The sequence below is a fragment of the Dictyoglomus thermophilum H-6-12 genome (assembly GCF_000020965.1).
In the GTDB taxonomy this organism is placed as follows: Bacteria; Dictyoglomota; Dictyoglomia; order Dictyoglomales; family Dictyoglomaceae; genus Dictyoglomus; species Dictyoglomus thermophilum.
Map to the genome: position 1 here is coordinate 1,485,648 of NC_011297.1, position 24,528 is coordinate 1,510,175.

The following is a 24,528-nucleotide window of genomic DNA, read 5'->3' on the forward strand; positions in this document are numbered from 1 at the left end:
GTTAAAAATTTAAATCACAGTTTCAAAAATAGCAAAAAAATTGATGCAATTAAAAATTAACCACTGTAACACGAGAAACAATATTTACTATTTGTAAAATTACCTTCTTCTAACCTTTATATCAAAGGCTTCACCTGGATTGTCTACAAGTAATCTATTAATAATATCCTCTCCAATATTTCTCTCTACAAGTTTAGGAATGAGCTTGTAAGATATATCAGTATAAGGCCTTATATTTTGAGATTCTTTAGGCTTTCCTACTGTAAACCAACCAGCATCATGAGAAATTAAAATCCTATCTATAAATCCTTCTTTTATAACTCGCTCTATTAGATTTAAATGATATTCTATTGGCCTTCCTCCTACGGAATCATATTCAAGAAAAGCCCCTCTATCTAATAACTCAAGGTGAACATCAAAATCCTCAATAGCATCTGCATGGACAATAATAAGAGCAGAAAGATCTACTTTTTCTTCTTCAAAAATCTTTGCAACTTCAAGAGCGCATTGCTTTTCTCCAGTATGGCACGCCACTGTAAGTCCAGTCTCAAGATGAGCAAAGGCAGAAGCTCTTATTAATTTTTCATCTATATCATTTAAAGGACCAGGATTTACAGCAGTTTTAATAAAACCAGGTTTAATTCCATCTTCAATACTATTTTTCCATTCATTAATCCACATCTCTGCGAAATCTTCCGGAGAAAGTTGCCGGTACTTTTTGGGAACATGCTTATCCTCTCCTGCCCCATAAAAACCTGTATTTGTTATAATATTCAAACCGGTTTTTTCTGATAATATTCTTAAAATCTTTACATCTCTTCCCACATATTTAGGAGTGCACTCAAAAAAGCTGTTATAACCCAATTCTTTGATTTCTACTAAATAGGGTAGCATAACTTCCACAATATCGTTTCTTAAATTGTCATCAATAACTATCTGTTCTTCAGCAGAGGAAAAATCCACCAGAATATGCTCGTGTACCAAACTTTTCCCTATTTCTTTTCTATCTACTGCCCCTCTTACAGTCATAATCATAATAGATCACCTCATTTCTTTTTTTAAAATATTCTCTCACAAAAAAAGATATAATATAAGATATGAGGAAGTTTAACAAACCCAAAATAATATATAGCACTTGTCTTACCTCAGAACCTGTGAGGTATGATGGAGGCATAATAAGAGATGCCTTTGCCTTAAAGCTAAAAGAATTTTGCGAAGTGATAACTGTATGTCCTGAGATCTCTATAGGCCTTGGAGTCCCAAGAGATAAAATAATATTATATGTTGAAGAAAATAGAATAAAGGTTTATCAGCCCAAAACAGGCTTAGACCTTACCAATAAGATGTTGGATTTTTCTGAAGATTTCTTAGGTAAACTTCCAGAGGTAGATGGCTTTCTGTTAAAAAGCAAATCACCTTCTTGCGGTTTATCAAATACTATGATCTATAAAGATAAAGAAGGAAAAATCTTTCATTCTAAGGGAATAGGTCTTTTTGCTCATAAAGTTTTAGAAAAATTCCCCAATATTCCTGCAGAAGATGAGGGAAGACTTAGAAATCCAGAAATTCGAGAAAGATTCTTGACGAGAATATTTGTATTGGCAGATTTGAGAATTCTAAAAGAAAGACCCCCAAAAATAAGAGACCTAATAGAATTTCACCAGAATAATAAATATCTTCTTATGGCTTATTCCCAAAAACACCTAAAGGAGCTAGGAAACCTATTGGCAAATCAAACTAAATACTCTTTTGAGGAATTAATAGAGAAATATACCATTTTCTTCAGAGAGGCCCTTTCTGTGATTCCTAAAAGAGGAAACCATACAAATGTTATCTTCCACATATATGGATACTTTTCAAAAAAATTAAAAGAAGGAGAAAAAAACCATTTTTTATATCTTCTCAATCTATACAGAAAGGCAAAAATCAATTTAAGACCAATTATTGAAATTTTAAAAAGTTGGGCATATAGATTTGATGATCAGTACCTTTTAAATCAAACCTACCTAAATCCATATCCTGATGAACTTACACATATTGAATAAACCTCGATCTTTATGATATAATTTCTAAAACTAAAAATTGAATATAGGTTTCCAGGGGAGCTGAGGGGATAAGCTCGGCTGAGAGGAGACCTAAAATCCCGGTCTCGACCCTTTGAACCTGACCCGGGTAATGCCGGCGGAGGGAGAGAACATAAGGAAAATAAAGGACCGCTCGGTATAAACCGGGCGGTCCTTTATGTTTAATTAGGAGGGAAGAACATGCTTGTAAACGATAGAGAAATAAAATTTAAAGGCAATCTAAAAGACCTACTTCTTTTTCTAAATTATCCCACAGAGAAAATCGTAGTATTGGTAAACGGAGAGATTGTAAAAAAGGAAAACTGGGAAAACATGAAGTTAAAAGATGAAGATTATATAGAAATTGTCTCCCTTGTAGGAGGAGGTTAAATAACATGAGCTTGATTATTGCGAACACCGTTGTAAATAATCGTTTATTTGTAGGCACAGGAAAATTACCTGATTATAGTATCATCCCTAAAATGCATGAGGAACTCAAAATAGAAGTGTTTGCTGTAGCAGTAAGAAGAATAAATCCTGAAAGTGGTAAGGGATATTCTATTTTAGATTTCCTCCCCAAAACTGCCAAAATAATGGTAAATACTTCTGGAGCAAGAAATCACAAAGAAGCTGTAAAAATTGCGGAAATAGGGAGAGAACTGACAGGTTCTGACTGGGTAAAGATAGAGATATCAGGGGAACTAAAATATCTATTACCTGATAATGAAGAGACTATAAAAGCAGCAGATATACTTGTTAAGGAAGGATTTAAAGTATTTCCTTACATATCACCAGACCTGGTGGTGGCAAAAAAATTAGAGGAAATAGGGGTTTCTGCAGTAATGCCTTTAGGTTCTCCTATAGGAAGCAATAAAGGCATAGACTGTGAAACCTTGTTAAAAGCAATTATAGATGAAATATCTCTACCTGTAATAATTGATGCAGGTATAGGAAAACCCTCTCATGCCTCAAAAGCTATGGAATTAGGAGCTGATGCAGTACTCATAAATACTGCTATAGCCACATCAAATGATCCCTTTAAAATGGCACAAGCTTTTGATTTAGCGGTAAAAGCAGGAAGATTAGCTTACGAAATTGGCCTTCCTCAAGAAAAAGAATATGCTGATGCTTCATCTCCATTAGTAGATTTTATAAAAGGAATTAGGTGAGATTATGTTAGAAATCTTAAAAGAAGCAGATGAAATTTTGAAAAATCTTAATAATCTAGAACATAAAGGGGTTAATATAAAGAAAATCTTAGAGAAAGCTAAAATATCAAGGGAAGAACTAATCATTCTTCTCACGGACAATTCTGACGAAAACCTTATACTCATGGCTAAAAAAGCTAAGCAACTTACTGAGAGATACTTTGGAAAGACTATAACTCTTTTTACTCCTCTTTATCTTTCCAATTACTGCTTTTCTCCTTGTGATTATTGTGGTTTCTCAGCTAAAAATAAAATTTTTAGAAAGAAGCTTGATCAACAAGAAATAGTAAAAGAATATGAGGCAATCAAAGAAATGAATATTGATAGTATTTTACTTCTTACGGGATGCGATAAAATAAATACACCTTTCGAGTACATACTTGATGCAGTAAAGCTTGCAAAAAATTATTTTTCTGAAATTTCCATAGAGGTTTACCCTATGGAAGAAGAGGAATATGAGATATTAGTAAAAGAAGGACTAACAGGAGTAGTACAGTATCAAGAAACATACAATCAGGAAACTTATAAAAAACTTCATCCTATAGGTCCAAAAAGTGATTATGAATATAGACTGTATACTCAAGAAAGAGCTCTAAAGGCGGGAGTTTATGAGGTAACTGTAGGAGTACTATTAGGACTCCATGATCCTGTGGAAGATGTATTTAAAACAATCCTTCACGCAGAGTACCTCTCTAAAAAATATCCTAAGGCAGAAATTAACATATCCTTCCCAAGATTTAGAGATCCCCAAACAGGCTTCAAACCTAAATATGAGGTAAACGAAAAATCTCTCTTAAGATTTATCCTCTGTGCAAGAATATATTTACCTCACGTAGGAATAACTATATCCACAAGAGAAAGCAGTATGTTTAGAGATAGTATTATAGGCTATGGCGTTACTAAAATGTCTGCAGGATCAAGAACCACTGTAGGAGGATATTCCAAGATTGAAAATACCAACGCTCAGTTTGAGACTGATGATAAAAGAAGTGTAAACGAAATTGTTAAAGCAATAAAAAATAAAGGATATAGACCAGAATTTACAAATTGGATAAGAGGAGGTCTTTATTAATGAACTTTTTTGAAGAAATGTTATTAAGCTATTTTACCAAAGAACAACTTGATAAGATACAAAAAACCCGCATAGTAATAATGGGCTGTGGTGGGCTTGGCTCAAATGGAGCCATCACATTAACCAGAACAGGATTTAAAAATTTCATACTCATAGATCATGATAAGGTAGAGATTTCAAACCTAAATCGTCAAGCTTATTTTTTTAATCAAATAGGAATGCCTAAGGCAAAAGCCTTGAAGGAAAACATATTAAAAATAAACCCTGATTGTTACATTGAAGAGTATGTAGAAAGAATAACCTCTGAAAACATAGAGAGCTTTATGCATAAAGGAGATATCATCATGGAAGCAGTAGACTCCGCTCAGACAAAAGCCCTCATTTTAAACACTGCTATAAAACTTAATAAAAAAGTAGTTTCTGCCTCAGGAGTGTGTGGCTATGGAAATTCTGAAAAGATAAAAATAAGAAGAATTAATAATAATGTGTCTATTATTGGAGACTTTGAAAGTGACAACTCGGTTTTTAAACCATATGCCCCTAAAGTAATTGCCATATCAAGTCTTCAGTGTGATGAAATATTGAGGATGGTGCTTTATGAATAAAGGAGAAAAACTAAGCTTATTTAAAGATTATAATTTGTACTGTTTAACTTGTGAAGATTACTCCTTAGGTAGAAGAAATATCGATGTGGTAAGAGAAATTCTTAATGCAGGTGTTAGGATAATTCAATACCGAGAAAAGAAAAAAACTATGAGAGAAAAATACCAAGAAGCAAAGAAAATAAGAGAATTAACAGCTCAATACAATGCCCTGCTCATAATAAACGACCATCTGGACCTTGCTAAAATCGTCGAAGCCGATGGAGTACACATTGGTCAAGAAGACTATCCCATAGAAGTTGCTAAAGAGTATTTAGGTGATGAATTTATTATAGGTCTTACCACTCATACAAAGACACAAGTTATAGAAGCATTTCAAAAAGGAGCCGACTACATTGGTCTTGGTCCTATCTTCCCAAGCTATACAAAGGAAAAACCCCATCCTCCCATAGGCTTAGAGATAATTGAGTGGGCTGTAAACCACGTCCATATTCCCATAGTAGCCATTGGAGGCATAAAAGAATCTAACATTTACGAAGTCCTAAAACATGGAGCAAAGTGTATTGCAATGGTAACCGAAATAGTTTCTTCTCAGGATATTTATGAGAAAACAAAGAATATTATTCGTATATTGGAGGGATATAAAAATGGAAAAAACCTTGCTTGAAAAAGCCAAAAACAAAGAAATATCCATAGAAATAAAATCTGCCTTTGAAAATGAAGAAATTCCATCCCTTGAGATCTTGTTACAAAATATATCCGAAGGAAAAACAGTTATTCCAGCAAATAAAAAAAGAAAAAGAGAAAAATATTATGCCATTGGAAAAGGTTGTACCGTAAAGATTAACGCAAATATTGGAGTAACAGCAAATTATTCTAGTTTTGATAAAGAGCTAAAGAAGGCCGAACTTTGTGAAAAATATAATGTGGAATCAGTTATGGACCTTTCCTGTGGCGCCTTTGCCCAAAGATTCAGAGAAAAACTTATAAGAGAATTTTCTTTCATAGTAGGAAGTGTACCAGTGTATGATCTTTCTGGCAGATTTAAAGATTTTACAAAAGCAAAACCTAAAGACTTTTTAGAAGTCCTTGAGGAACATGTAGAAACAGGAGTTGATTTTGTCACCATACATGCAGGAATAAACAGAGAACTCGTTGAAAAGATAAGCACTAAAAACCGTATACTCAACATCGTATCTCGCGGTGGATCTATGATCTACAAATGGATGAAAGAAAATAAAGCTGAAAATCCATATTTTGAATACTTTGATGACGTGCTTAAGATATTAAAAAAATATGATGTAACCATAAGTATAGGAGACGCTTTTAGACCAGGATGCGTAGAGGATGCAGGAGAAGAACTACAAATAAGAGAAACCTACATAGTAAGCCAACTTGCAGAAAAAGCAAGAGAATATGGCATACAAGTAATTATAGAAGGACCTGGTCATGTAAGAGCCAACGAAATATACTGGACTGTTAAAATGATTAAGAAAATATGTAAGGATGCTCCCCTCTATGTTTTAGGACCTCTTACCACAGATATAGCAGCAGGATATGATCATATATCCGGAAGCATGGGAGCATTGATTGCATCTCTTGCTGGAGCTGACTTTCTATGTTACGTTACTCCAGCAGAACATTTGAGATTGCCTGATCTGGAAGATGTAAAAGAAGGAATTATTGCCTTCAAGATTGCAGCCCATAGTGCAAATATAGCAAGAGGCTTTAAAAAAGCCTTAGAAAGAGATATAGAGATTTCTATAGCAAGAAGAGATTTAAATTGGGAAAAGATCATAAATCTATCTATAGATCCTGAAAAAGCTAAAAGGTACAGAGGAGAGCTTAACAACATTTGTACCATGTGTGGTGAACTTTGTGCCATCAAAAACAGTAACTAAGATATTAGTCATAGCTGGATTTGATCCATCAGGCGGTGCAGGAATACTATTAGACACAAAGATAATCCATTATCTTGGAGGTTATGCCTTTTGTATTCCTACCTGTCTTACTGTTCAAAACACTCAAAAAGTTTACAAAACCTATGAGATAAACCCAAAATATTTTTTAAAAACCTTTGAAGCCCTAATAAAGGACGTTGATTACTTTGATGGTGTAAAAATAGGCGCACTATATTCAAAAAAGATAATTGATTTAATAATAAATTTAATAATAACATACGAACTCAAAAATATAATCCTTGATCCAGTTATTAATCCCACAAAAGGTAAACCGCTTCTGAAAAAGGATGCCTTTTCTTCCTTACTTCAACTTATATCCCTTTGCAGTGTTATAACCCCTAATATACCAGAGGCAGAATTTTTAAGTGGAATAAAAATAAAGTCCCTTGATGATATGGAGTTTTCCTTACTAAAAATTAGAGATAAATTTAATATCAAAAATATTATCCTAAAAGGTGGACACTTAGCCATAGGAAACGAAGTATATGATTTGCTATATACCGAAGACAAGATTATATCCTTTAAAAAGGAATATTTGAAAAATAAGCACATTCATGGAACAGGATGCCTTTTTTCATCAATTCTTACCTTTTTTCTTGCCCAAAATCTAAGTATAGAGAAGGCATTTTATGAAACAGAAAACAATTTTAACAAATTTATTAAAAGGGCTATAAAAATCTCAAAAGGACAATACGTGATAAATTTATAAGAAAGAACTAAAATGCAAAGAAAATGTTTATACAATAGTTTTTATCTGAAACTATTTACATTTATGAACTCCTTGTGTTATAATTTATCCGTAAATTTTCTTAAGGGGGAGGTTTAGAATTTATGAGAAAAAATTTGTTAATCTCACTATTAATCATTTCTTTTCTCTTTTTGATCTTATCCAGCACTGCTTGTGCTCCCTCCAAACCACCAACTCCACCACAGCCCGAGCAAGACACAGCAATATATAACTTTGAAGATGAAACTCAAGGGTGGCAACAAGCAAGTGGAGATGATGGTTCAGCAGTAATAAATGTATCACAGGATACCTCAAAAGCATATAAAGGGAGTGGTAGTTTAAAGGTAGATGTAAAACTAATTAAAGGAACACAAGAAAAAGCAGGCGTGGAAGTATATTTTGCTAATCCTGTAGATATGACAGGAAAAACATTAACAATTCATATGTATATTGACCCTGCCATAAAAGGAACAAACAATGGTATACAAATCTTTGCAAAAGATGATGACTGGTCCTATGGAGCAGGTCCATGGATCTCAGTAACAGATGACAAAGTAGGTAAATGGATAGAAGTGTCTCTAAACTTTGACAATCCTGGATGGAGCTGGTCAGGTGGCGGAAGTGATAATAACTTAGACATAACTAAAATAAAAGCAATTGGAGTTAAAATTCAAATGGGTGGACAAACTCCAGCAGGCGAAACTTTAGAGGGCTCATACTGGCTTGATTCAATTAATTACTAAATCAGCTAAGATTGAGCGAGGAGCTTAACAATTTTAGGTATAAGCTCCTCGCTCTTACCAGTTTAATCTCACTACTTCCTCTTTTATTCCCTTATCGGTAACTTCCATCAAAACAAAATGAGGTTTTCCTTCATCTAGATCTGACGAAACATAAGGGCGTGCTCCCCCAATACCAGAAATAATATATACTACCCCATTAATTTCTTTTCTGTAGTACATATGAATATGTCCAGAAAAAACATAATTTACTTTATACTCTTCAAATAACTTCATTAGCATCTTTGATTCCACAGGATCAGCTTTATGAAGCAGAAAAAATAAACCTGGAGATATAACTGGTTGATGCATAAAGACGAATTTATACTTCTTATCGTTCTCTTTAAGTACATTAGTTAACCATTCAAGTTGAGTTTTTCCAAGAATTCCCGAAGAATTATTTAAAATTATAAATCTTGCGTTTTCATAATCAAAATAATAATACAAAGGCCTACCAGTAAATTTTTGAAATTTTTCTCCCCTTGGATCCTTATAAAGATCATGATTTCCAGGAACAATGTAAAAGGGTATATTAACATTTCTTAAAAGTTCGCCTATATATTTATATTCTTTCTCAGTACCCTCTACTAATATGTCTCCAAGCTGGATAATAAAATCAGGCTTCCTTTTTAGAATTTCAGAAAGATTTCTTTCAAAAACCCCTGGCACAGGCCTTCCTGCTCTATCTCCTATTACTGCAAAAGTAAAACCATAAGCAAAAGAGCACAGACCTATGATTAAGAGAATTATGGTTATTAACTTCTTTATTTGCTTCATTTGTTATCTCTTTACCTTATTAAATTAGTATATATCTCCTTTGTTTTCCCAATTTTATCCTCTATTTCTCTTATAATTTTACTAAGAATTTCTTCTTTAATATCTTTCCCCAATCTACCCTCCAATGTATTATATATTACCTCCATGCTACTAATTATGAAACTCTTAATCTCATCCTCTCCATACTTGTCCTTTTCTTTATAAAAGTATATAAAATTCGGTTTTTTATCCAAGATTATATGTCCGAATAAATATTTCACATCAAGCAAACAGCCCTCCTTAAACTCGCTCCATACTCTTTCGATCTCCCGAATTAAGCTTTTATCTTTTAACTCTCTGGTTAAATTACTCCAGAAAATATAAAAAGAGTGGATCAAAGCAAGCTTATAATCAGTTTTAATATTTATCAAACAATTATTATTTATTAACGTTGTAATCACATTTTGTGTATGGATTTTTTCAAAAGGTGAGTAATCAAAAACTTGCCTTAGGGTTCTTTCCCCATTAAATAGGTAAGATATTATAAACTCGTCGGTTTTTAAATCTCTGCCTACGGGAAGAAATATATCACTTCCTTCAGATTTTAATACTGTGGAGAACTGTTCAGACTTTGTCTTATCAATTTCACTCTTTACATACTTGTTTAAAAAATCAAATACATTTCTTATAAACACTTCAATCTCGTTAGCTCCCATTCTCAACAAATGCCTATAAAAGTAGTGCCACGATGTTTTTTCAGAATTTATCAAATCCTCTAATAATCCTGAAATATCCTCCTCCATCTTAGATATGAAAGTCTGGATATCTTTTCTTAAAGCTCTCTCATTGGTTAGATACTTTCTACCATCTTCCTGAGTCAAAAATCTCCAAAATCTCCACAATATGTATACCCAAAATACCCTTTCATCATCATCTACTCTAATAAGCTTCTCTTCATCTATCAGCTTTCGAAGCAACTCTAAAGTTTTTAATTCTCCCAAAGGAGAGGTCATTACCACATCTCTTACTTTGGCAATACCATCAAAAGACGAGGACACCACCTCTTCCTCTAATGCAAGACCATCTATTCTAACAGGAAGTAAAACAAAATCACCCAAATAATTCATCAAGTCAAGATTTTGAGAAAGATTGACAATAATTTCTAAAGGATCCAAGTTCAAAATTTTATTTTGTGCCTTTTCATCAGGATAGAATACAAAATCCCCCCTATCCCACAAAGCAAGACCTAAAATTGCATTATATCCTTCTATAAAACCACTTCTAACATTTACTATTTTTCCATTCTCAAAGAATATTTCTGCCTTCTTTACCCCAGTATCTATCTCAAGTCTCCCTGTTTTTTTCCCTATAGAAAGAGTCTGAAGTACTTCCCAAAGAGGAATACTCTGCAAATCTCCTCTTATCCCCATAATATTTCCCCTTCTAAAAATTTATTAATATTTAATTATCTTATTAATCCCATTCTTCTCTTTCTATACTGGTCAAACATAATAGCAAGTATGATTATTGCACCTATAGCAGAGGGTTGCCAGTAAGCAGGAAAGCCTAATAACACCATTCCTGTTCTTAAAACTTGCATAATAGCCGCACCAATAATAACTCCAAGAACAGTTCCTTCACCTCCAGTAAGTGAAGCTCCCCCTATAACAGCAGCAGCTATAACATCAAGTTCATATCCCAAAGCTGCCGTAGGAGCAGCTACCCCTAATCTTGCAGTCATTAGGATACCACCAATAGCTGTAAGAGCTCCACAAAGAGTATAAACCAGTACCTTTATTCTTCCAGTATTGATACCAGAAAGCCTTGCAGCCTGTTCATTTCCTCCAACAGCATATATTTTATATCCCCAAGAGGTTCTATTAAGGAAGATCGATGTAATTATACCCAGCACTATCATAAATATAACGGGAAGAGGAATACCTACCCCTAAAAAAGGCACGTCATATTGCCCAAGAGTAATGAAAGATTTCGGTAAATCTCTAACAGGCCATCCTCCCGTTACACCATAGCAAAAGCCTCTCGCAATATTCATTGTACCAAGAGTAGCAATAAAGGGCGGAAGATTAGTTTTACTTATCAATATACCATTTATAAAGCCTATTAATCCTCCAATAAATATTCCACCAAGAATAGAAAGAAATACACCAAAATTAGCCTTAAGCATCATAGCTGTTATCAAACCTGCCATAGCCATTACTGAACCAACCGAAAGATCTATTCCTCCCGTAATAATAACCATCAATATTCCAAAACCACTAATAGCAATCCATGAAAAAGCGCGCAAAATATTAAAAATGTTAGTAGAAGTCAAAAAAGTCTCAGTGGTCAAACTTAGAAATAGAGATAATAAAAATAATATGACAAGAATTCCGAGCTCCTGAATTCTAGACGTCTTTATCAATCTTTTACTTTTTACCCCTTCTTTCATTTACAATCCTCCCCTCATTAATTAACTATATTTCCTGAAGCATAAGCCATAATCTTCTCTTGAGTAGCTTCCCTCCTGGGTACCTCTGCCACAATTTTCCCTTCATTCATGACAAGAATTCTGTCACTCATGGCAAGTACTTCAGGCATCTCTGAAGATATCATAATTATAGAAATCCCAGACTTGGCAAGTTGACTCATAATTGCATGTATTTCAGCCTTTGCTCCCACATCTATACCTCGGGTAGGCTCATCAAGGATAAGTATCTTTGGCTCAGAGGCAAGCCACTTTGAAAGAACTACCTTTTGTTGATTTCCTCCAGAAAGATAAAGAACTTTCTCAAATACTGATGGAGTTTTGATATTTAATCTCCTAACAAAATCTTCAGAAATTCTTGTGAGTTTAATTTTATCAACAAAATTAAGAAATTTCAGTATCTTCTTTATAATAGTTATACCTATATTCTCCCGGAGAGACATCTTTAATATTAATCCCTGATTTTGCCTATCCTCAGGAACTAAACCAATTCCCAATTTGACAGCGTCTTCAGGAGAATTTATCTCTACTCTCTTACCTTCAATTAATATTTCACCAGATTTCTTAGGATCAGCACCAAAGATTAGCCTTACAAGTTCTGTTCTGCCAGAACCTACAAGTCCAGCAATACCAAGAATCTCTCCTTTATAAAGAGTAAAACTAACATTCTTAACTACATCACTACTTAAGTTTTTAACTTCAAGAATTGGTTCTCCCCTTACCACTTCTTCTTTCCTAAACATATCTCCAATAGGCCTATTTACCATAAGATAAATGACCTTATCGGGAGTAGCCTCCTCTCTGGACATATATCCTACCAATTTACCATCTCTTAGAATTGTTATTCTATCAGCAATCCTAAATACTTCCTCCAACCTATGAGAGATAAAAACAATAGCAATACCTTGTTCTTTCAACTGTTTTATTACTTCAAAAAGTTTTTCTACCTCCTCTGGACCAAGAGCAGATGTCGGCTCATCCATGATTATTACCTTCGCCTTAAAGGATAAGGCTTTTGCTATTTCTACAAGTTGTCTCTGAGCTACCGATAAATTTTTAACCAATTCATCAGGAGGAATGTCAGCCCCTACCCTTTCTAAAAGTTCCTTTGCTCTCCTTTCCATCTCCCTTTTATCCACAAAACCTAAGACTCCCAATATTCCTCTTCTCCTGATTTCTCTTCCAAGAAATATATTTTGAGCAACAGTCTGATTGGGAGTAACCATCAATTCTTGATGAATTGTACTAATTCCCATAAGTTGAGCATGATAAGGATCCTGTATTTCAACCCTTTTACCCTCAAAATAAATTCTGCCTGAGTCTCTTTTGTAAACCCCACTTAAAATTTTAACAAGGGTCGATTTGCCTGCTCCATTCTCTCCCACAAGTGCCATTACCTCGCCCGCATATGCTTCAAAATCTACTCTATCAAGAGCTTGAACTCCTGGAAATACCTTAGATATTCCCTCTACTCTTAAAATTGGCTCCAAACTTATTCACCCCCTTATTTAAAAGGAGGGTACGGCTTATTTTTACGCCGTACCCTCTATTCTTTAAGCTAACTACAGTTTAGAAAGCAGGTGGAAGTGGAGTCTTGAAATCTTTTAATAGCCATGCTCTAATCATTGCATCTACATTCTTCTGTGTTACAATATCCATTCCAGAATCAATCCAATCTGGGAATTTTTCATTATTAACTACTTTCCTGTAAAGAATATCTATAGCATCATAACCCCAACCCCAATATTTTTGTCCTACTAAGCCACAGAGATATCCTTCTTTGAGAAGCTGAAGCTCTACAGGTAACGTATCAAAGGCAACAGTAAATACTTTTTTAGCTTTTGCAGCTTTTTCCCAAAGAGGCATAGATCCCCTCTCAGCAAGGAGAGGCCAAAGACCTACAAAGAACCAACCTCTAAGCTTTGGATACTTTTGCATTGTTTCTTCTACTACTTGTACTCCTCTATTAATGTCGTCATAACAAGCTACAGTAGTTACAATTTTTATCTTTGGATATTTCTTAATCTCATCTTTAAATCCTCTCATTCTCTCTTCTAAATTAAGAGCTCCAGGTACTCCAGTCAAAAGTGCTACATCTCCACTAGTACCCATAGCTCTCACAAGAAGTTTCGCAGCCCATTTACCACCCTCATAGTTATTAACACCAAGGTAAGTAAATCTCTTACTCTTAGGAGAATCAGCATCAAAGGTCATTACAGGAATTCCTGCTTCCACAGCTTTGTTAATGACATCTATCAAGGCTGTAGGATCATTACAAGAGATAGCTATACCATCAACCTTTCTTGCCACCACATCTTCCACAACTCTTGCCTGCTCAGTAGCATCGGATGCTACTGATGCCACATATAGAACTTCTACCTTGTAAGGACCTTTCTTAGATAACTCCTCAGCTCTCTTGAATGCTCCATCTCTACCAAGCTCAAATACTGGATTATTTAAAGCCTTAGGAATCCATGCAAACACAAGTTTTTTAGGAGTTTGAGCAGTAGTAGCCATTAAGAGGAAGATAACAACAATAAAGAAAATCATTAAAAACTTTTTCATAAACCCACCCCCTATAAGTTAATTAGTAAGGTTCATAAATAAAGAGAATTTTAAACATTTTTTAATCTTCCTAAACCTTTACAATCACCCCTTCCCTTCTCAAGATAGGGATATTATATAACACTTGCTAAAACTTGACAATAACTAAAATATTTAAAATTTAAAACAAAATCTAAAATTAATGTTATAATAAAATATTAAAACTTCTTAGAGGAGGGTACTATGAAACTTCTAATTAGAATTTATATTTTAGCGTTCCTTTTAATCATTATTTCCTTTAGTTTTGCAGAAGGTATAGATAATAACCTACTTACAATAGCTAAAGGGAATAACATCTTTGGCTTAGACCTTTACCAGATACTAACTGCAAAAGAAGATGGAAACATTTTTATCTCCCCTTATAGCATTTCTTCAGCCCTTGCCATGACCTATGCTGGTGCAAATGGCAACACAAAGAAACAAATGGCAGAGGTTTTGTATTTTAATTTACCTGATAATGAACTACACTCTGCCTTCTCAAAGCTGAACTCTATATTCAACGCTCCTAAAAATGATTTTCAACTTGCCATTGCTAACTCTCTTTGGGGACAGATAAATTATCCTTTTAGAGAAGATTTCATTGAGCTTGTTAAAAAATATTATTCTGCTGGGTTCAATTTAGTAGATTTCGTAAACGATCTTAATAGGGAAAAAGCAAGAAATGAAATAAACAAATGGGTAGAAGATCGTACCAACCAAAAAATAAAGGAATTAATACAAAAAGGAGATCTCACCTCTTTAACAAGACTTGTATTAGTTAATGCCATTTACTTTAAGGGTAAGTGGAAGTATACCTTTAACAAAAAAGAAACAAAAGAAATACCATTCTTTGTTGATGAGAAAAGGACTTCAAAAGTCCCTATGATGCACCAAGTTAATGATTTTAATTACTATGAAGACAAAGATTTACAAGCCATCGAGCTTCCATACTCAGGAGATGAACTTTCAATGATAGTAATTCTACCTAAAGAAAGAACTCTATCAAAGCTTGAAAAGAATTTGAATTATACTTTGTTAGATAAAATCAGTACTAATATGGCAAAGGAAAAAATCGAAGTATACTTTCCTAAGTTTAAAATAGAAAAAAGATATATATTAAATGAGCCTTTAATAAAATTGGGAATGTCTGATGCCTTTGATGATATGCTAGCTGATTTTTCAGGAATGACTGGAAGCAGAGATCTTTATATAAGTAAAGTAATCCATCAATCCTTTATAGAGGTTAATGAAGAAGGAACAGAAGCAGCTGCAGCAACAGCAGTTATAATGTCAGGGAAAAGTATTTCCCTCGGTCCAAAAATCTTTAAAGCGGATCACCCATTCCTTTTCTTCATCATACACAAACCTACAAATACAATTCTCTTTATGGGAAGGTTTATAGAACCTTAAATTTTTGATAATTTTTTGATAATATTAATAAAAAATACTTTTTGAGGTGATAGAATGCCTATCATATACGATAGAGATAATAATATTTTTCATTTAATGGCAGGAGACTCTAGCTATATAATAAAAATCTTTAAAAATAAATATCCTGTACATCTTTACTGGGGCAAAAAATTAAATCACTCCCATTTTTCAGAAGCTTTTATCACCTCTCCTTTTGGACCTAATCCAGATCCAAATGACAAATCTTTTACCTTTGACAGGATGCTATTAGAATATCCATCCTATGGGAATTCTGACTTCAGACACCCAGCCTTTCAAATCGAACAAGAAGACGGTTCTCGAATAACTCAGCTTGTTTTTAATAATTATAGAATATACAAAGGCAAACCTAAACTTGAGGGATTGCCAGCAACCTATGTAGAGACAGAAGATGAAGCAGAAACCCTGGAGTTAGAACTCATTGATGAGCTCATAAACCTCAAAGTAATCTTATTCTATACTGCTTATAACGACTACAATGTGATCACAAGGAGTGTTAAGTTTATAAATGAAGGTAACCAGAAACTAAAAATTTTGAGAGCCTTAAGTACATGTGTTGATTTTGACCATTGTAATTTTGATCTTCTTCATCTCTGGGGATCTTGGGCAAGAGAAAGATATGTAGAAAGAGTACCCCTAATGCATGGAATAAAGATTATTGAAAGTTCTCGTGGAGAAAGTTCTCATCAACATAATCCCTTTATAGCGCTACTTTCTAAAGATGCAACCGAAAAGAACGGAGACGTGTATGGATTTAGCTTAGTATATAGTGGAAACTTTGCAGCAAACGTAGAGGTAGATCAATTTAACACTACTAGAGTAACCATGGGTATAAACCCCTTTGAATTTACATGGATCCTTGACAAAGGAGAAACCTTTCAAACTCCAGAGGTGGTAATGGTCTACTCATCTCAGGGTATAGGAGAAATGTCTAGAACCTATCACAGATTATATAGGAAAAGACTCGTGAGAGGAGTATATAGAGACAAGAGAAGACCTATCCTTGTAAATACATGGGAGGCGGTCTATTTTAATATAAACGAAGAAAAACTTCTTTCCTTAGCCAAAGAGGCTAAAGAACTTGGGATTGAGCTTTTCGTACTTGATGACGGATGGTTTGGAAGAAGAGACGATGATACCAGCTCTCTTGGAGATTGGTACGTAGATAGAAGAAAATTACCCAGTGGCCTTGAAGGATTAGGAAATAAATTAAAAGAAATGGGACTTAAATTTGGCTTATGGTTTGAACCTGAGATGGTCTCACCAGACAGCGAGCTATATTGTAAACATCCTGATTGGTGTATACAGATTAAAGGAAGAACTCTTTCCCAGTGCAGGAATCAGTATGTGCTTGATATAACAAGAAAAGAAGTAAGAGATGAAATATTGAGAATGATGAAAGAAATTATAAAAAGTGCACCTATCGAGTATATTAAGTGGGACATGAATAGACCATTAACTGAGGTGGGCTCTTTAGCTCTTCCCCCTGAAAGACAAAAAGAGGTATTTCACAGATATGTATTGGCCCTTTATGAAATGATAGAGGAATTAACCACAGAATTTCCATATATTCTTTTTGAAGGATGCTCGGGAGGGGGAGGAAGATTTGATCCTGGAATCCTCTATTATATGCCTCAGATTTGGACCAGTGACAATACCGATGCTATTGAGAGGCTAAAAATACAATGGGGAACAAGCATAGTATATCCTGCTTCCACCATGGGAGCTCATGTTTCTGCAGTACCAAACCATCAGGTAGGAAGAATCACCCCACTAAAAACAAGAGGGTATGTGGCTATGTCAGGTGTCTTTGGTTATGAGATGGACCTAACAAAATTAACTCCTGAAGAAAAGGAATTAGTGAAAGAGCAGATAGAAATGTATAAAAGAGTGTGGTATATTGTTTTTGAAGGAGATTTATATCGCCTAATAAATCCTTTCGAAGAAAATTCAGCCTCTTGGATGTTTGTCACACCCGATAAAAGAGAGGCCTTTGTAATTTATGTAAATATATTAGCGGAGCCCAATCCTCCTTTCAAAAAACTTAAACTTGACGGCTTAGATCCTAATAAAAAATATATAATAGAAGGCACAGACAAAGAATATTATGGAGATGAATTGATGAATATTGGCATAAATATACCTCCAATGAGGGATTTTGACTCTTTTGCCTTTATATTAAAGGAAAAATCCTAAAAAGGAGGGAAAAACATCTATAAAATGAGAGTAATATTACGTAGAAATAATGAAGTCAAAGAGATGGAAGGAGATCTTAAAGTAAGCGAAATATTAAAAATCTTGAATATAAACCCAGAAACAGTCCTTGTGGTAAGAGGAGAGGAAATCTTAACTCCGGACAAAATAGTAAAAAATAACGAAGAGGTAGAAATCATACCAGTAATTTCTGGAGGAAGATAAATGCGTTGCACAAAATGTCATAATGAAGCAACTATTTACATAAGAAGGCACAATACTGCTTTCTGTAAAGAACACTTTATAGAATACATATATGGACAAGTAGAAAAAGCAATAAAGAAATACAAAATGTTTGAAAAAACTGATAAAATTTTAGTTGCAGTCTCAGGAGGAAAAGATAGCCTTGCTTTATGGGATATCTTAAATTCCCTCGGATATAATTCCGATGGTTTATATATTGATCTTGGAATTTCAGAATACTCTGAGAAATCAAAAGAGGTTGCACAGAAATTTGCAGAAAGTAGAAACTTAAAACTTCATGTTGTTTCAATTAAAGATATTTATGGCGTAGGAATAAAGGAGATAGCTCATAAAAATAGAAAACCTCCATGCTCCACCTGTGGTGTAATAAAGAGATATATCATGAATTTAACAGCAAAAGAACTACAATACAAGGTAATTGCTACAGGCCACAACCTTGACGATGAATCTGCAATACTCCTTGGAAATATTCTTCACTGGCAAATAGACTATCTTAAGGCTCAATCTCCAATACTTTTTGAAGATGAAGCTGGATTTGCAAGAAAAGTCAAACCTTTATATAGGATTTCCGAATACGAAACTTCTGCCTATTGTATTATGAAAAAGATTGAGTACATACTTGATGAATGCCCTATGTCTATCGATGCCCAATCTCTCAGGTATAAGGGAATGTTAAATACCCTTGAAAAAGATTCTCCAGGAACCAAAGAACAATTTTATTTTGGTTTTTTAGAAAAGGGCAAAAATTACTTTATACCTGAAAAAAGGGAAATAAAACTAAACAGTTGCAAAATTTGTGAACAACCTACCACATCAGAAATATGTGGATTCTGCCGACAAATAACAAAAGCTAATTTAGAACCTTTAAACATGAAAGAGTTTATACTAAGACTAAAAGATTCTAATGGGCAAGTCTAATATATCCTCGTTCTTTTTAAGATAAGCCTTAAGTTTTATAACAGGATTATTAAATCTCACAGAGAAAATCAAATAACAAATATTAGAGAGCATATCCTCTTTATCCTTATCTGATAGATACTCATCTCCATCAGGATGAGAATGATAAACTCCAACAAAATTCTGTCCTACTTTATTCATATATCTAAAAATCTTAATCTCTTCTAAAGGGTCGATCAAGTATTCTCTATAAGGATTAGGAGCGACATTCTTAGTTATGAAATAACTCTTAATATTGATATTTTTATCTCCCATCTCACCCCCAAGAATCCCACAAGCCTCAAAAGGATACTCATGGATAGAATGGACAACCAGAATCTTAAAAATATCTTTAGGAAGGAGAATCTCCATTTCTTTTATCTTGAAGGAGATAAAACCTTAGGACAATAAGGATCGGGCTTGCTAATATCATTCTCTAGGATATAAGCTCTTGCGTAGCAACCACCCTTGCAAAACGTTGCTACATTACATCCTAAGCACAGTTTATCTCTCTCTTTAAGTAAATTATAAAGCTTATTCTGTTCTACCTCCTTTAACGCCTCTAAAAGAGATTTTGTTCTTATCTCAGAAAGAGGCATATCGATTACATCACAAAGCATAATATCGCCAGTTGGAGCAAGATCTATGTAATCAAGGACATGACACTCATCTATAACAACATAATTAAAATTCATACTCTTCATGAAAGGAACACACCACAGAACCACAGAATACTTTTCTCTTTCAGCTTCTTCTGAAACCTCTCTAATTGTTCTTATCAAAAGATCAGAACCTATATAAATTCTAGTATTTTTTGCCTCACCTGATGGAATCACTGGTATCATACATAGCTCTCTTGCACCAATATTCTTAGCAAACCTTACCATATTACTTGCATCAAAATAATTTAAAGAAGAAATGGAAAAAATCACAGAAAAAGGAATTTCAAATTTATTTATTAACTCTATACTATTAAGCAGTCTATCAAAATTGTCCTTACCTCTCATTTTCTCAAATACATCCTTATTAGAACCATCTATAGAAACGTAGAGATACACCTCATTATCTTTTAAAAACCTTGCTATTTCTTTATTAAGGAGTAATGCATTAGAATTTAATGAGACTTCAAGACCCAAAGAACGAGCCTTCTCTATATACTCAAACACTTCCTTTACTAAAAGAGGCTCTCCTCCAGTAAAATCTATCCCCTTAATAGACAATTCCTTTGCTTCCTCTATTAATCTTAGAGCTCTTTCTTTTGATATTTTTACTTCCCAATTTCTTTTATGAACATAGCAATGAGGACAGCTTAAATTACATTTTGTGTCAAGAATCCAAATGATATTGGTAATGAATATATCAACCTCCCTTCACAAAATTTTTACAGCAAGTATATTTTACTATTAATAAAAATTTTGTGTCAAAGTCTTCTAAAATCACGCTAAAAAATCGAATTTTTAAACATCATGAATTATAATGATGCAAATAACAAAAATGTAACCGATACCAATAGGTTTGACAAAAAAATTAAATCTATGTTAAACTCTAACCAAGAAGCGTAGGGTAGGAAAAAAGCCCGGGATAATTGGATTTTATCCACCCGGGCTTCTAAAATTTAAATTTATTAACACATGTTAACGGAGGTGAAAAATGAAGATAAAGTTTTTTATCAAAAGAACTCTTATTTTCATATTCATCTTAGTTACTTTTCTAACTTATATTCATGGATATAATGAGCCATGGTATAAAAACGCGATTTTTTATGAAGTCTTTGTAAGATCTTTTGCAGATAGCGACGGGGATAGAGTAGGAGATTTAAATGGACTTATAGACAAATTAGATTACTTTAAAAATCTAAATATTACTGCTCTATGGCTAATGCCTATCTTCCCCTCAGTGAGTTATCATGGATATGATGTCACAGACTATTATGATATCCATCCAGGTTATGGTACCATGGAGGACTTTGAAAACCTAATAAGAAAAGCCCATGAAAAAAATATTAAAATAATTCTTGATTTGGTAGTAAACCACACCTCTTCAAGGCATCCATGGTTTGTTTCTTCTGCCTCTTCTTACAATTCTCCGTATCGCGATTATTATATATGGAGTACTGAAAAACCTGAAAAAAATTCTAATTTATGGTATAAAAAACCTACAGGATACTACTATGCATTATTCTGGTCAGAAATGCCCGATCTAAACTTTGATAATCCAAAAGTAAGAGAAGAGGTCAAAAAAATTGCAAAATTTTGGATAGAAAAAGGTGTTGACGGATTTAGACTCGACGCAGCAAAGCATATTTATGATGATGACTCTAAAAACATTCAGTGGTGGAAAGAATTTTACTCATATTTAAAGAGTATAAAACCCGATGTATACCTTGTTGGTGAAGTTTGGGATAACGAGTATAAGATAGCAGAATACTATAAAGGATTACCCTCAAACTTTAATTTTCCTCTTTCTGACAAAATAATGAACTCAGTAGCAAATCAAAAAGACTTAGGAATTATAGAATTTCTCGAATTTGAAAGAGAACTTTTTGGGGAAAACAATACAGACTTTGCTGATGCCATATTTTTAAGAAACCACGATCAAGTAAGAGTTAGGACATTCTTTGGTGGAAGCATAGATAAAAGTATTTTGGCAGGATCTATTTACTTAACTTTGCCGGGAATACCTTTCATATACTACGGAGAAGAAATAGGAATGGAAGGATCAAAACCTGACGAATATATAAGAGAACCGTTTAAGTGGACTGACGATATGAAATCTAAATACCAAACCTATTGGATTATTCCACGATATAACTTACCAGGAAATGGTATAGCCCTCGATACCGAAGAAAAAGATCCAAATAGCATATACAATCACTATAAAAAACTCTTAGAAATAAGAGTCAAATGCAGAGCTTTATCTAATGGAAAAATAGAGAGAATAAAGACTCAAGATAGATCTATACTTGCCTATAAGTTAGAATTAGAGGATGAAAAAATAATGGTAGTCCACAATCTAAATAGGATTGAAAATACCTTTAACTTTAACAACGAGATAAAAGAAAAAGACATACTATATATTAGAAACGCTAAAACTGAAAAAAATAAAATAATCTTAGGACCTTATAGCACTGTTATAGTCAAAATCCCATAAATAACTCCACATATCTTCTGTCAAAATATAGCCACCTTTTTCATAAGCAATCAATGCTGCTCCAACCGCAGGTGGAATTTTTAAAGGAACAACCCTGCATCTTTCTGCATAAACTCTCAATTTAGCCTGAATATACTCTGGAAGCCATGCTGCACCCTTATAAATACTCCCTGCAATAACTACAGGAGTTTCTTCGTTTAAAAGATCTAATTTTTTCATAAGATTGTAAGCTGAAATAACAGTCTCATCAACAATTCTCTCTACAATTCTTATAGCTACCTTATCACCCATCTTTACAGCTTCAAAAAGCAAAGGAGCAAGACCTAAGGCTCTATGATACTCTGAAGAGTTATAATAAAGTCTTTTAGCAAGATTTATATAATCCTTTTCCCCAAAAAAACTAAGAACCATCTCTTCCAATACTGTTTTTTCTCCTCTACCATCATAAGACCTAAAAGCACTAAAAAGCATCTCTTGCACTATAGATGAAGCACCACCCCAGTCCCCAAATATATATCCTTCTCCAAAATATCTATACCATCTACCGTCCTTTGATCTTCCATACCCATTGTTGCCTGTACCCATAACAATAATCACACCCCAAAACTCCTTATTTCCAGCCCTAAGGGCAATAGGAGCATCATTCTCTACTACAAATTCCTTAGCTATACTAAGATCTCCAACCTCTTTTTCAAGCATAACAAAATCTTCAGGAAAATCTGCTCCAGCAAGACCAAAACAAGCAAAATCAAATTCTATATTTTTAAGGGGACCTTTTGCCTTTTCAATCGCATCAATCCAATTTTTCTTTGCCTCTTCAATACCTATTCCTTCGTAATTTCCCGGCCCAGATCTACCAATCCCCACGATCTCTCCCTTTTCATTCAAAATAACCGCCTCAGTTTTTGTTCCTCCTGCATCTACACCAAGGAAATACCTCATATTATTTCCTCCTTAATTAGATTATCACTTACTTTAGCTCTGGAAAAAGTTCTCTATTTACTTCAATTAACCTATTCAAAAGCTTTTCAGCAAGAGATAAAGAGGAAACAAGAGGATGTTGAGAAATAGCTAAAAGTGCTTTTCTATATGATCCCTCCATGGCTGCCTCAATAGTAAGTCTTTCATAAGCTTTTACTCCTTGTATTAAACCTCTAACTTCCATTGGCAAATTACCAATAGAATACCTATGAAATCTATCTTTTTGTATATAAACAGGTATCTCTACCACACCATCATAAGGAAGATCATAAATACTACCATCATTTTTCACATTAATTATCTGAAAACCTTCCTCTAAACCATAAAGATGAGAAATCAAATTTACAGCAGCCTTTGAATATAAAGCTCCTCCTCTCTTAGAGAGCTCTACCGGTTTAGTATCTAAATTAGGATCTTGATAAAGCCTTAAAAGATCTTCTTCTACTTTCATAACCTCTTCTGCTCTTTTAGGTTTATGTTTTAACTCCTCAACCATCTCTTCCCTAAAGTAGTAATATCTGAGATAATAATTAGGAAACATGTTTAAATAGTCTATTATCTTTTTCTCTTTATCTGAGACTTTTTCCTTTGCCTTCTCAAAAAGCTCTTCAGTCTTATCTTCACCCTTTATAAAAACCCTTCTAACAAAACTTAAATGGTTTAAACCAAAATAATCCATAAAAACATCATCCATGTTAACCCCTGCAAGATCTGCAAAAAATCTTTGAAAATTGATAGGTACATTACATAAACCTATGGCCTTTATTTTTGTATAATTCAGAAGCATTTCTGTAATAATTCCTGAAGGATTAGTAAAATTAATAAAATGCGCATCTGGAGCATATTTTTCAACCTTCTTAGCAATATCATAAACCACAGGTATGGTTCTTAAGGCATTAGCAAAACCACCTGGGCCTGTAGTCTCTTGCCCTAAAAGATTAAATTCCAAGGGAATTGTTTCATCAAGAAGCCTTGCTTTATTTCCCCCTACCCTGATCTGATTTATCACAAAGTCTGTTCCCTGAAGTACACTATCAAGATCAATGCTCTTTTTGAGTTCTATTTTGGCTTTAACCCTATTTATCATCCTCTTCAAAAATTCATATACAATATTTAATCTATGCTCATCTATATCCACAAGTACTATTTCTAAAGCTTCAACTTTATTCCATATATCAAAAAAACCCTCAATTAATTCTGGGGTATAAGTACTTCCTCCTCCAATAACAACTACCTTCATAAGAGTAAACCTCCTCAAAAGGATTTTGAAAAGAGTATAAAATATTTTAAAATATTTGTAAAGTATGTTTACTAAATTT

Annotated in this window: 24 protein-coding genes and 1 riboswitch; of the genes, 14 read left to right on the forward strand and 10 right to left on the reverse strand. The window is 33.8% G+C overall.

Translation table 11 applies throughout. The annotated features are described in order from the left end of the window. Nucleotides 1-99 precede the first annotated feature (99 nt). Nucleotides 100-1,035: a phosphotriesterase family protein gene (locus DICTH_RS07465; protein ID WP_012547626.1), complete on the reverse strand. Its 936-nt coding sequence runs from the start codon at nt 1,033-1,035 to the stop codon at nt 100-102. A gap of 62 nt (nt 1,036-1,097) precedes the next feature. Here DICTH_RS07465 and DICTH_RS07470 point away from each other — a divergent pair, with 62 nt between their 5' ends. The 9 genes from DICTH_RS07470 (at nt 1,098) to DICTH_RS10120 (ending at nt 8,376) form a co-directional block, all read left to right on the forward strand. Then, on the forward strand, nt 1,098-2,045 hold the full coding sequence (locus tag DICTH_RS07470) for a YbgA family protein (RefSeq protein ID WP_012548550.1): 948 nt from the start codon (nt 1,098-1,100) through the stop codon (nt 2,043-2,045). Nucleotides 2,046-2,088: 43 nt separating this feature from the next. After that, nucleotides 2,089-2,208: riboswitch (TPP riboswitch) on the forward strand. 56 nt (nt 2,209-2,264) lie between these two features. Further along, nucleotides 2,265-2,453 (forward strand): sulfur carrier protein ThiS, encoded by a 189-nt coding sequence (gene thiS / locus DICTH_RS07475; protein WP_012546940.1) that lies wholly within the window; start codon nt 2,265-2,267, stop codon nt 2,451-2,453. Between the two features lie 5 nt (nt 2,454-2,458). Further along, nucleotides 2,459-3,232, forward strand: a complete 774-nt coding sequence (locus tag DICTH_RS07480; protein ID WP_012548236.1) for a thiazole synthase — start codon at nt 2,459-2,461, stop codon at nt 3,230-3,232. Nucleotides 3,233-3,236: 4 nt separating this feature from the next. Next, nucleotides 3,237-4,343 carry a 2-iminoacetate synthase ThiH gene (gene thiH / locus DICTH_RS07485; RefSeq protein WP_012548582.1) on the forward strand — a complete coding sequence of 369 codons (1,107 nt, stop codon included), beginning with the start codon at nt 3,237-3,239 and terminating at the stop codon, nt 4,341-4,343. Then, a complete protein-coding gene (gene thiF, locus DICTH_RS07490) occupies nt 4,343-4,948 on the forward strand; it encodes a sulfur carrier protein ThiS adenylyltransferase ThiF (RefSeq protein WP_012547978.1) in 606 nt (201 codons plus the stop codon). The genes thiH and thiF overlap by 1 nt, the downstream gene beginning before the upstream one ends. Further along, nucleotides 4,941-5,612: a thiamine phosphate synthase gene (thiE, locus tag DICTH_RS07495; RefSeq protein ID WP_012548529.1), complete on the forward strand. Its 672-nt coding sequence runs from the start codon at nt 4,941-4,943 to the stop codon at nt 5,610-5,612. Before thiF ends, thiE begins: the two co-directional genes overlap by 8 nt. Continuing rightward, nucleotides 5,593-6,846 carry a phosphomethylpyrimidine synthase ThiC gene (gene thiC / locus DICTH_RS07500; protein WP_012547463.1) on the forward strand — a complete coding sequence of 418 codons (1,254 nt, stop codon included), beginning with the start codon at nt 5,593-5,595 and terminating at the stop codon, nt 6,844-6,846. The genes thiE and thiC overlap by 20 nt, the downstream gene beginning before the upstream one ends. Then, complete coding sequence (gene thiD, locus DICTH_RS07505; RefSeq protein WP_012548194.1) at nt 6,824-7,615, forward strand: bifunctional hydroxymethylpyrimidine kinase/phosphomethylpyrimidine kinase; 792 nt, start codon at nt 6,824-6,826, stop codon at nt 7,613-7,615. Before thiC ends, thiD begins: the two co-directional genes overlap by 23 nt. A gap of 122 nt (nt 7,616-7,737) precedes the next feature. Next, a complete protein-coding gene (locus DICTH_RS10120; protein WP_012547514.1) occupies nt 7,738-8,376 on the forward strand; it encodes a hypothetical protein in 639 nt (212 codons plus the stop codon). 54 nt (nt 8,377-8,430) lie between these two features. Here DICTH_RS10120 and DICTH_RS07515 read toward each other — a convergent pair whose 3' ends face one another. From DICTH_RS07515 to DICTH_RS07535, 5 genes are all read right to left on the reverse strand, one after another. Continuing rightward, nucleotides 8,431-9,189: a metallophosphoesterase family protein gene (locus tag DICTH_RS07515; RefSeq protein ID WP_012548040.1), complete on the reverse strand. Its 759-nt coding sequence runs from the start codon at nt 9,187-9,189 to the stop codon at nt 8,431-8,433. An 11-nt stretch (nt 9,190-9,200) separates the two neighbouring features. Then, nucleotides 9,201-10,598, reverse strand: a complete 1,398-nt coding sequence (locus tag DICTH_RS07520; RefSeq protein ID WP_012547975.1) for a DUF4388 domain-containing protein — start codon at nt 10,596-10,598, stop codon at nt 9,201-9,203. A gap of 35 nt (nt 10,599-10,633) precedes the next feature. Then, nucleotides 10,634-11,617, reverse strand: a complete 984-nt coding sequence (locus DICTH_RS07525) for an ABC transporter permease (protein ID WP_012548251.1) — start codon at nt 11,615-11,617, stop codon at nt 10,634-10,636. 17 nt (nt 11,618-11,634) lie between these two features. Beyond that, entirely contained in the window at nt 11,635-13,143 is a 1,509-nt protein-coding gene (locus DICTH_RS07530) for a sugar ABC transporter ATP-binding protein (RefSeq protein ID WP_012547171.1), read from the reverse strand. Nucleotides 13,144-13,222: 79 nt separating this feature from the next. Beyond that, nucleotides 13,223-14,218: a sugar-binding protein gene (locus DICTH_RS07535; RefSeq protein WP_012547550.1), complete on the reverse strand. Its 996-nt coding sequence runs from the start codon at nt 14,216-14,218 to the stop codon at nt 13,223-13,225. 222 nt (nt 14,219-14,440) lie between these two features. Here DICTH_RS07535 and DICTH_RS07540 point away from each other — a divergent pair, with 222 nt between their 5' ends. The 4 genes from DICTH_RS07540 to DICTH_RS07555 are packed head-to-tail and all read left to right on the forward strand — an operon-like array spanning nt 14,441 to nt 19,060. Further along, a complete protein-coding gene (locus DICTH_RS07540) occupies nt 14,441-15,646 on the forward strand; it encodes a serpin family protein (RefSeq protein WP_012548383.1) in 1,206 nt (401 codons plus the stop codon). 54 nt (nt 15,647-15,700) lie between these two features. Beyond that, nucleotides 15,701-17,881 (forward strand): alpha-galactosidase, encoded by a 2,181-nt coding sequence (locus tag DICTH_RS07545; protein ID WP_012548723.1) that lies wholly within the window; start codon nt 15,701-15,703, stop codon nt 17,879-17,881. A gap of 24 nt (nt 17,882-17,905) precedes the next feature. Continuing rightward, a complete protein-coding gene (locus DICTH_RS07550) occupies nt 17,906-18,103 on the forward strand; it encodes a MoaD/ThiS family protein (RefSeq protein WP_012547650.1) in 198 nt (65 codons plus the stop codon). Further along, nucleotides 18,104-19,060 carry an ATP-binding protein gene (locus DICTH_RS07555; RefSeq protein ID WP_012547008.1) on the forward strand — a complete coding sequence of 319 codons (957 nt, stop codon included), beginning with the start codon at nt 18,104-18,106 and terminating at the stop codon, nt 19,058-19,060. Here DICTH_RS07555 and DICTH_RS07560 read toward each other — a convergent pair. Continuing rightward, a complete protein-coding gene (locus DICTH_RS07560; protein ID WP_012548595.1) occupies nt 19,034-19,450 on the reverse strand; it encodes a M67 family metallopeptidase in 417 nt (138 codons plus the stop codon). The genes DICTH_RS07555 and DICTH_RS07560 overlap by 27 nt on opposite strands. Nucleotides 19,451-19,455: 5 nt before the next feature. Next, the gene (locus tag DICTH_RS07565; protein ID WP_081428035.1) at nt 19,456-20,436 is read right to left on the reverse strand and encodes a radical SAM/SPASM domain-containing protein; all 981 of its coding nucleotides are present in this window, start codon (nt 20,434-20,436) and stop codon (nt 19,456-19,458) included. Between the two features lie 292 nt (nt 20,437-20,728). Between DICTH_RS07565 and DICTH_RS07570 the strand changes: the two genes are divergently transcribed. Continuing rightward, nucleotides 20,729-22,228 (forward strand): alpha-amylase family glycosyl hydrolase, encoded by a 1,500-nt coding sequence (locus tag DICTH_RS07570; RefSeq protein WP_012547671.1) that lies wholly within the window; start codon nt 20,729-20,731, stop codon nt 22,226-22,228. Here the strand turns inward: DICTH_RS07570 and DICTH_RS07575 are convergent. After that, the gene (locus DICTH_RS07575) at nt 22,190-23,170 is read right to left on the reverse strand and encodes an N-acetylglucosamine kinase (protein ID WP_012548360.1); all 981 of its coding nucleotides are present in this window, start codon (nt 23,168-23,170) and stop codon (nt 22,190-22,192) included. The genes DICTH_RS07570 and DICTH_RS07575 overlap by 39 nt on opposite strands. 28 nt (nt 23,171-23,198) lie before the next feature. After that, complete coding sequence (locus DICTH_RS07580; protein ID WP_012548025.1) at nt 23,199-24,449, reverse strand: 6-phospho-beta-glucosidase; 1,251 nt, start codon at nt 24,447-24,449, stop codon at nt 23,199-23,201. Nucleotides 24,450-24,528 lie beyond the last annotated feature (79 nt).

Excerpts from the sequence above, each read along its gene's own strand:
- DICTH_RS07580 (WP_012548025.1), bottom strand. The coding sequence starts at position 24,449 with ATGAAGGTAGTTGTTATTGGAGGAGGAAGTACTTATACCCCAGAATTA.
- DICTH_RS07545 (WP_012548723.1), top strand. The coding sequence starts at position 15,701 with ATGCCTATCATATACGATAGAGATAATAATATTTTTCATTTAATGGCA.
- DICTH_RS07520 (WP_012547975.1), bottom strand. The coding sequence starts at position 10,598 with ATGGGGATAAGAGGAGATTTGCAGAGTATTCCTCTTTGGGAAGTACTT.
- thiF (WP_012547978.1), top strand. The coding sequence starts at position 4,343 with ATGAACTTTTTTGAAGAAATGTTATTAAGCTATTTTACCAAAGAACAA.
- DICTH_RS07555 (WP_012547008.1), top strand. The coding sequence starts at position 18,104 with ATGCGTTGCACAAAATGTCATAATGAAGCAACTATTTACATAAGAAGG.
- DICTH_RS07470 (WP_012548550.1), top strand. The coding sequence starts at position 1,098 with ATGAGGAAGTTTAACAAACCCAAAATAATATATAGCACTTGTCTTACC.
- thiC (WP_012547463.1), top strand. The coding sequence starts at position 5,593 with ATGGAAAAAACCTTGCTTGAAAAAGCCAAAAACAAAGAAATATCCATA.
- thiS (WP_012546940.1), top strand. The coding sequence starts at position 2,265 with ATGCTTGTAAACGATAGAGAAATAAAATTTAAAGGCAATCTAAAAGAC.
- thiH (WP_012548582.1), top strand. The coding sequence starts at position 3,237 with ATGTTAGAAATCTTAAAAGAAGCAGATGAAATTTTGAAAAATCTTAAT.
- DICTH_RS10120 (WP_012547514.1), top strand. The coding sequence starts at position 7,738 with ATGAGAAAAAATTTGTTAATCTCACTATTAATCATTTCTTTTCTCTTT.
- DICTH_RS07525 (WP_012548251.1), bottom strand. The coding sequence starts at position 11,617 with ATGAAAGAAGGGGTAAAAAGTAAAAGATTGATAAAGACGTCTAGAATT.
- DICTH_RS07570 (WP_012547671.1), top strand. The coding sequence starts at position 20,729 with ATGAAGATAAAGTTTTTTATCAAAAGAACTCTTATTTTCATATTCATC.
- DICTH_RS07560 (WP_012548595.1), bottom strand. The coding sequence starts at position 19,450 with ATGGAGATTCTCCTTCCTAAAGATATTTTTAAGATTCTGGTTGTCCAT.
- DICTH_RS07465 (WP_012547626.1), bottom strand. The coding sequence starts at position 1,035 with ATGATTATGACTGTAAGAGGGGCAGTAGATAGAAAAGAAATAGGGAAA.
- DICTH_RS07515 (WP_012548040.1), bottom strand. The coding sequence starts at position 9,189 with ATGAAGCAAATAAAGAAGTTAATAACCATAATTCTCTTAATCATAGGT.
- DICTH_RS07550 (WP_012547650.1), top strand. The coding sequence starts at position 17,906 with ATGAGAGTAATATTACGTAGAAATAATGAAGTCAAAGAGATGGAAGGA.
- DICTH_RS07540 (WP_012548383.1), top strand. The coding sequence starts at position 14,441 with ATGAAACTTCTAATTAGAATTTATATTTTAGCGTTCCTTTTAATCATT.
- thiE (WP_012548529.1), top strand. The coding sequence starts at position 4,941 with ATGAATAAAGGAGAAAAACTAAGCTTATTTAAAGATTATAATTTGTAC.
- DICTH_RS07535 (WP_012547550.1), bottom strand. The coding sequence starts at position 14,218 with ATGAAAAAGTTTTTAATGATTTTCTTTATTGTTGTTATCTTCCTCTTA.
- DICTH_RS07575 (WP_012548360.1), bottom strand. The coding sequence starts at position 23,170 with ATGAGGTATTTCCTTGGTGTAGATGCAGGAGGAACAAAAACTGAGGCG.
- DICTH_RS07480 (WP_012548236.1), top strand. The coding sequence starts at position 2,459 with ATGAGCTTGATTATTGCGAACACCGTTGTAAATAATCGTTTATTTGTA.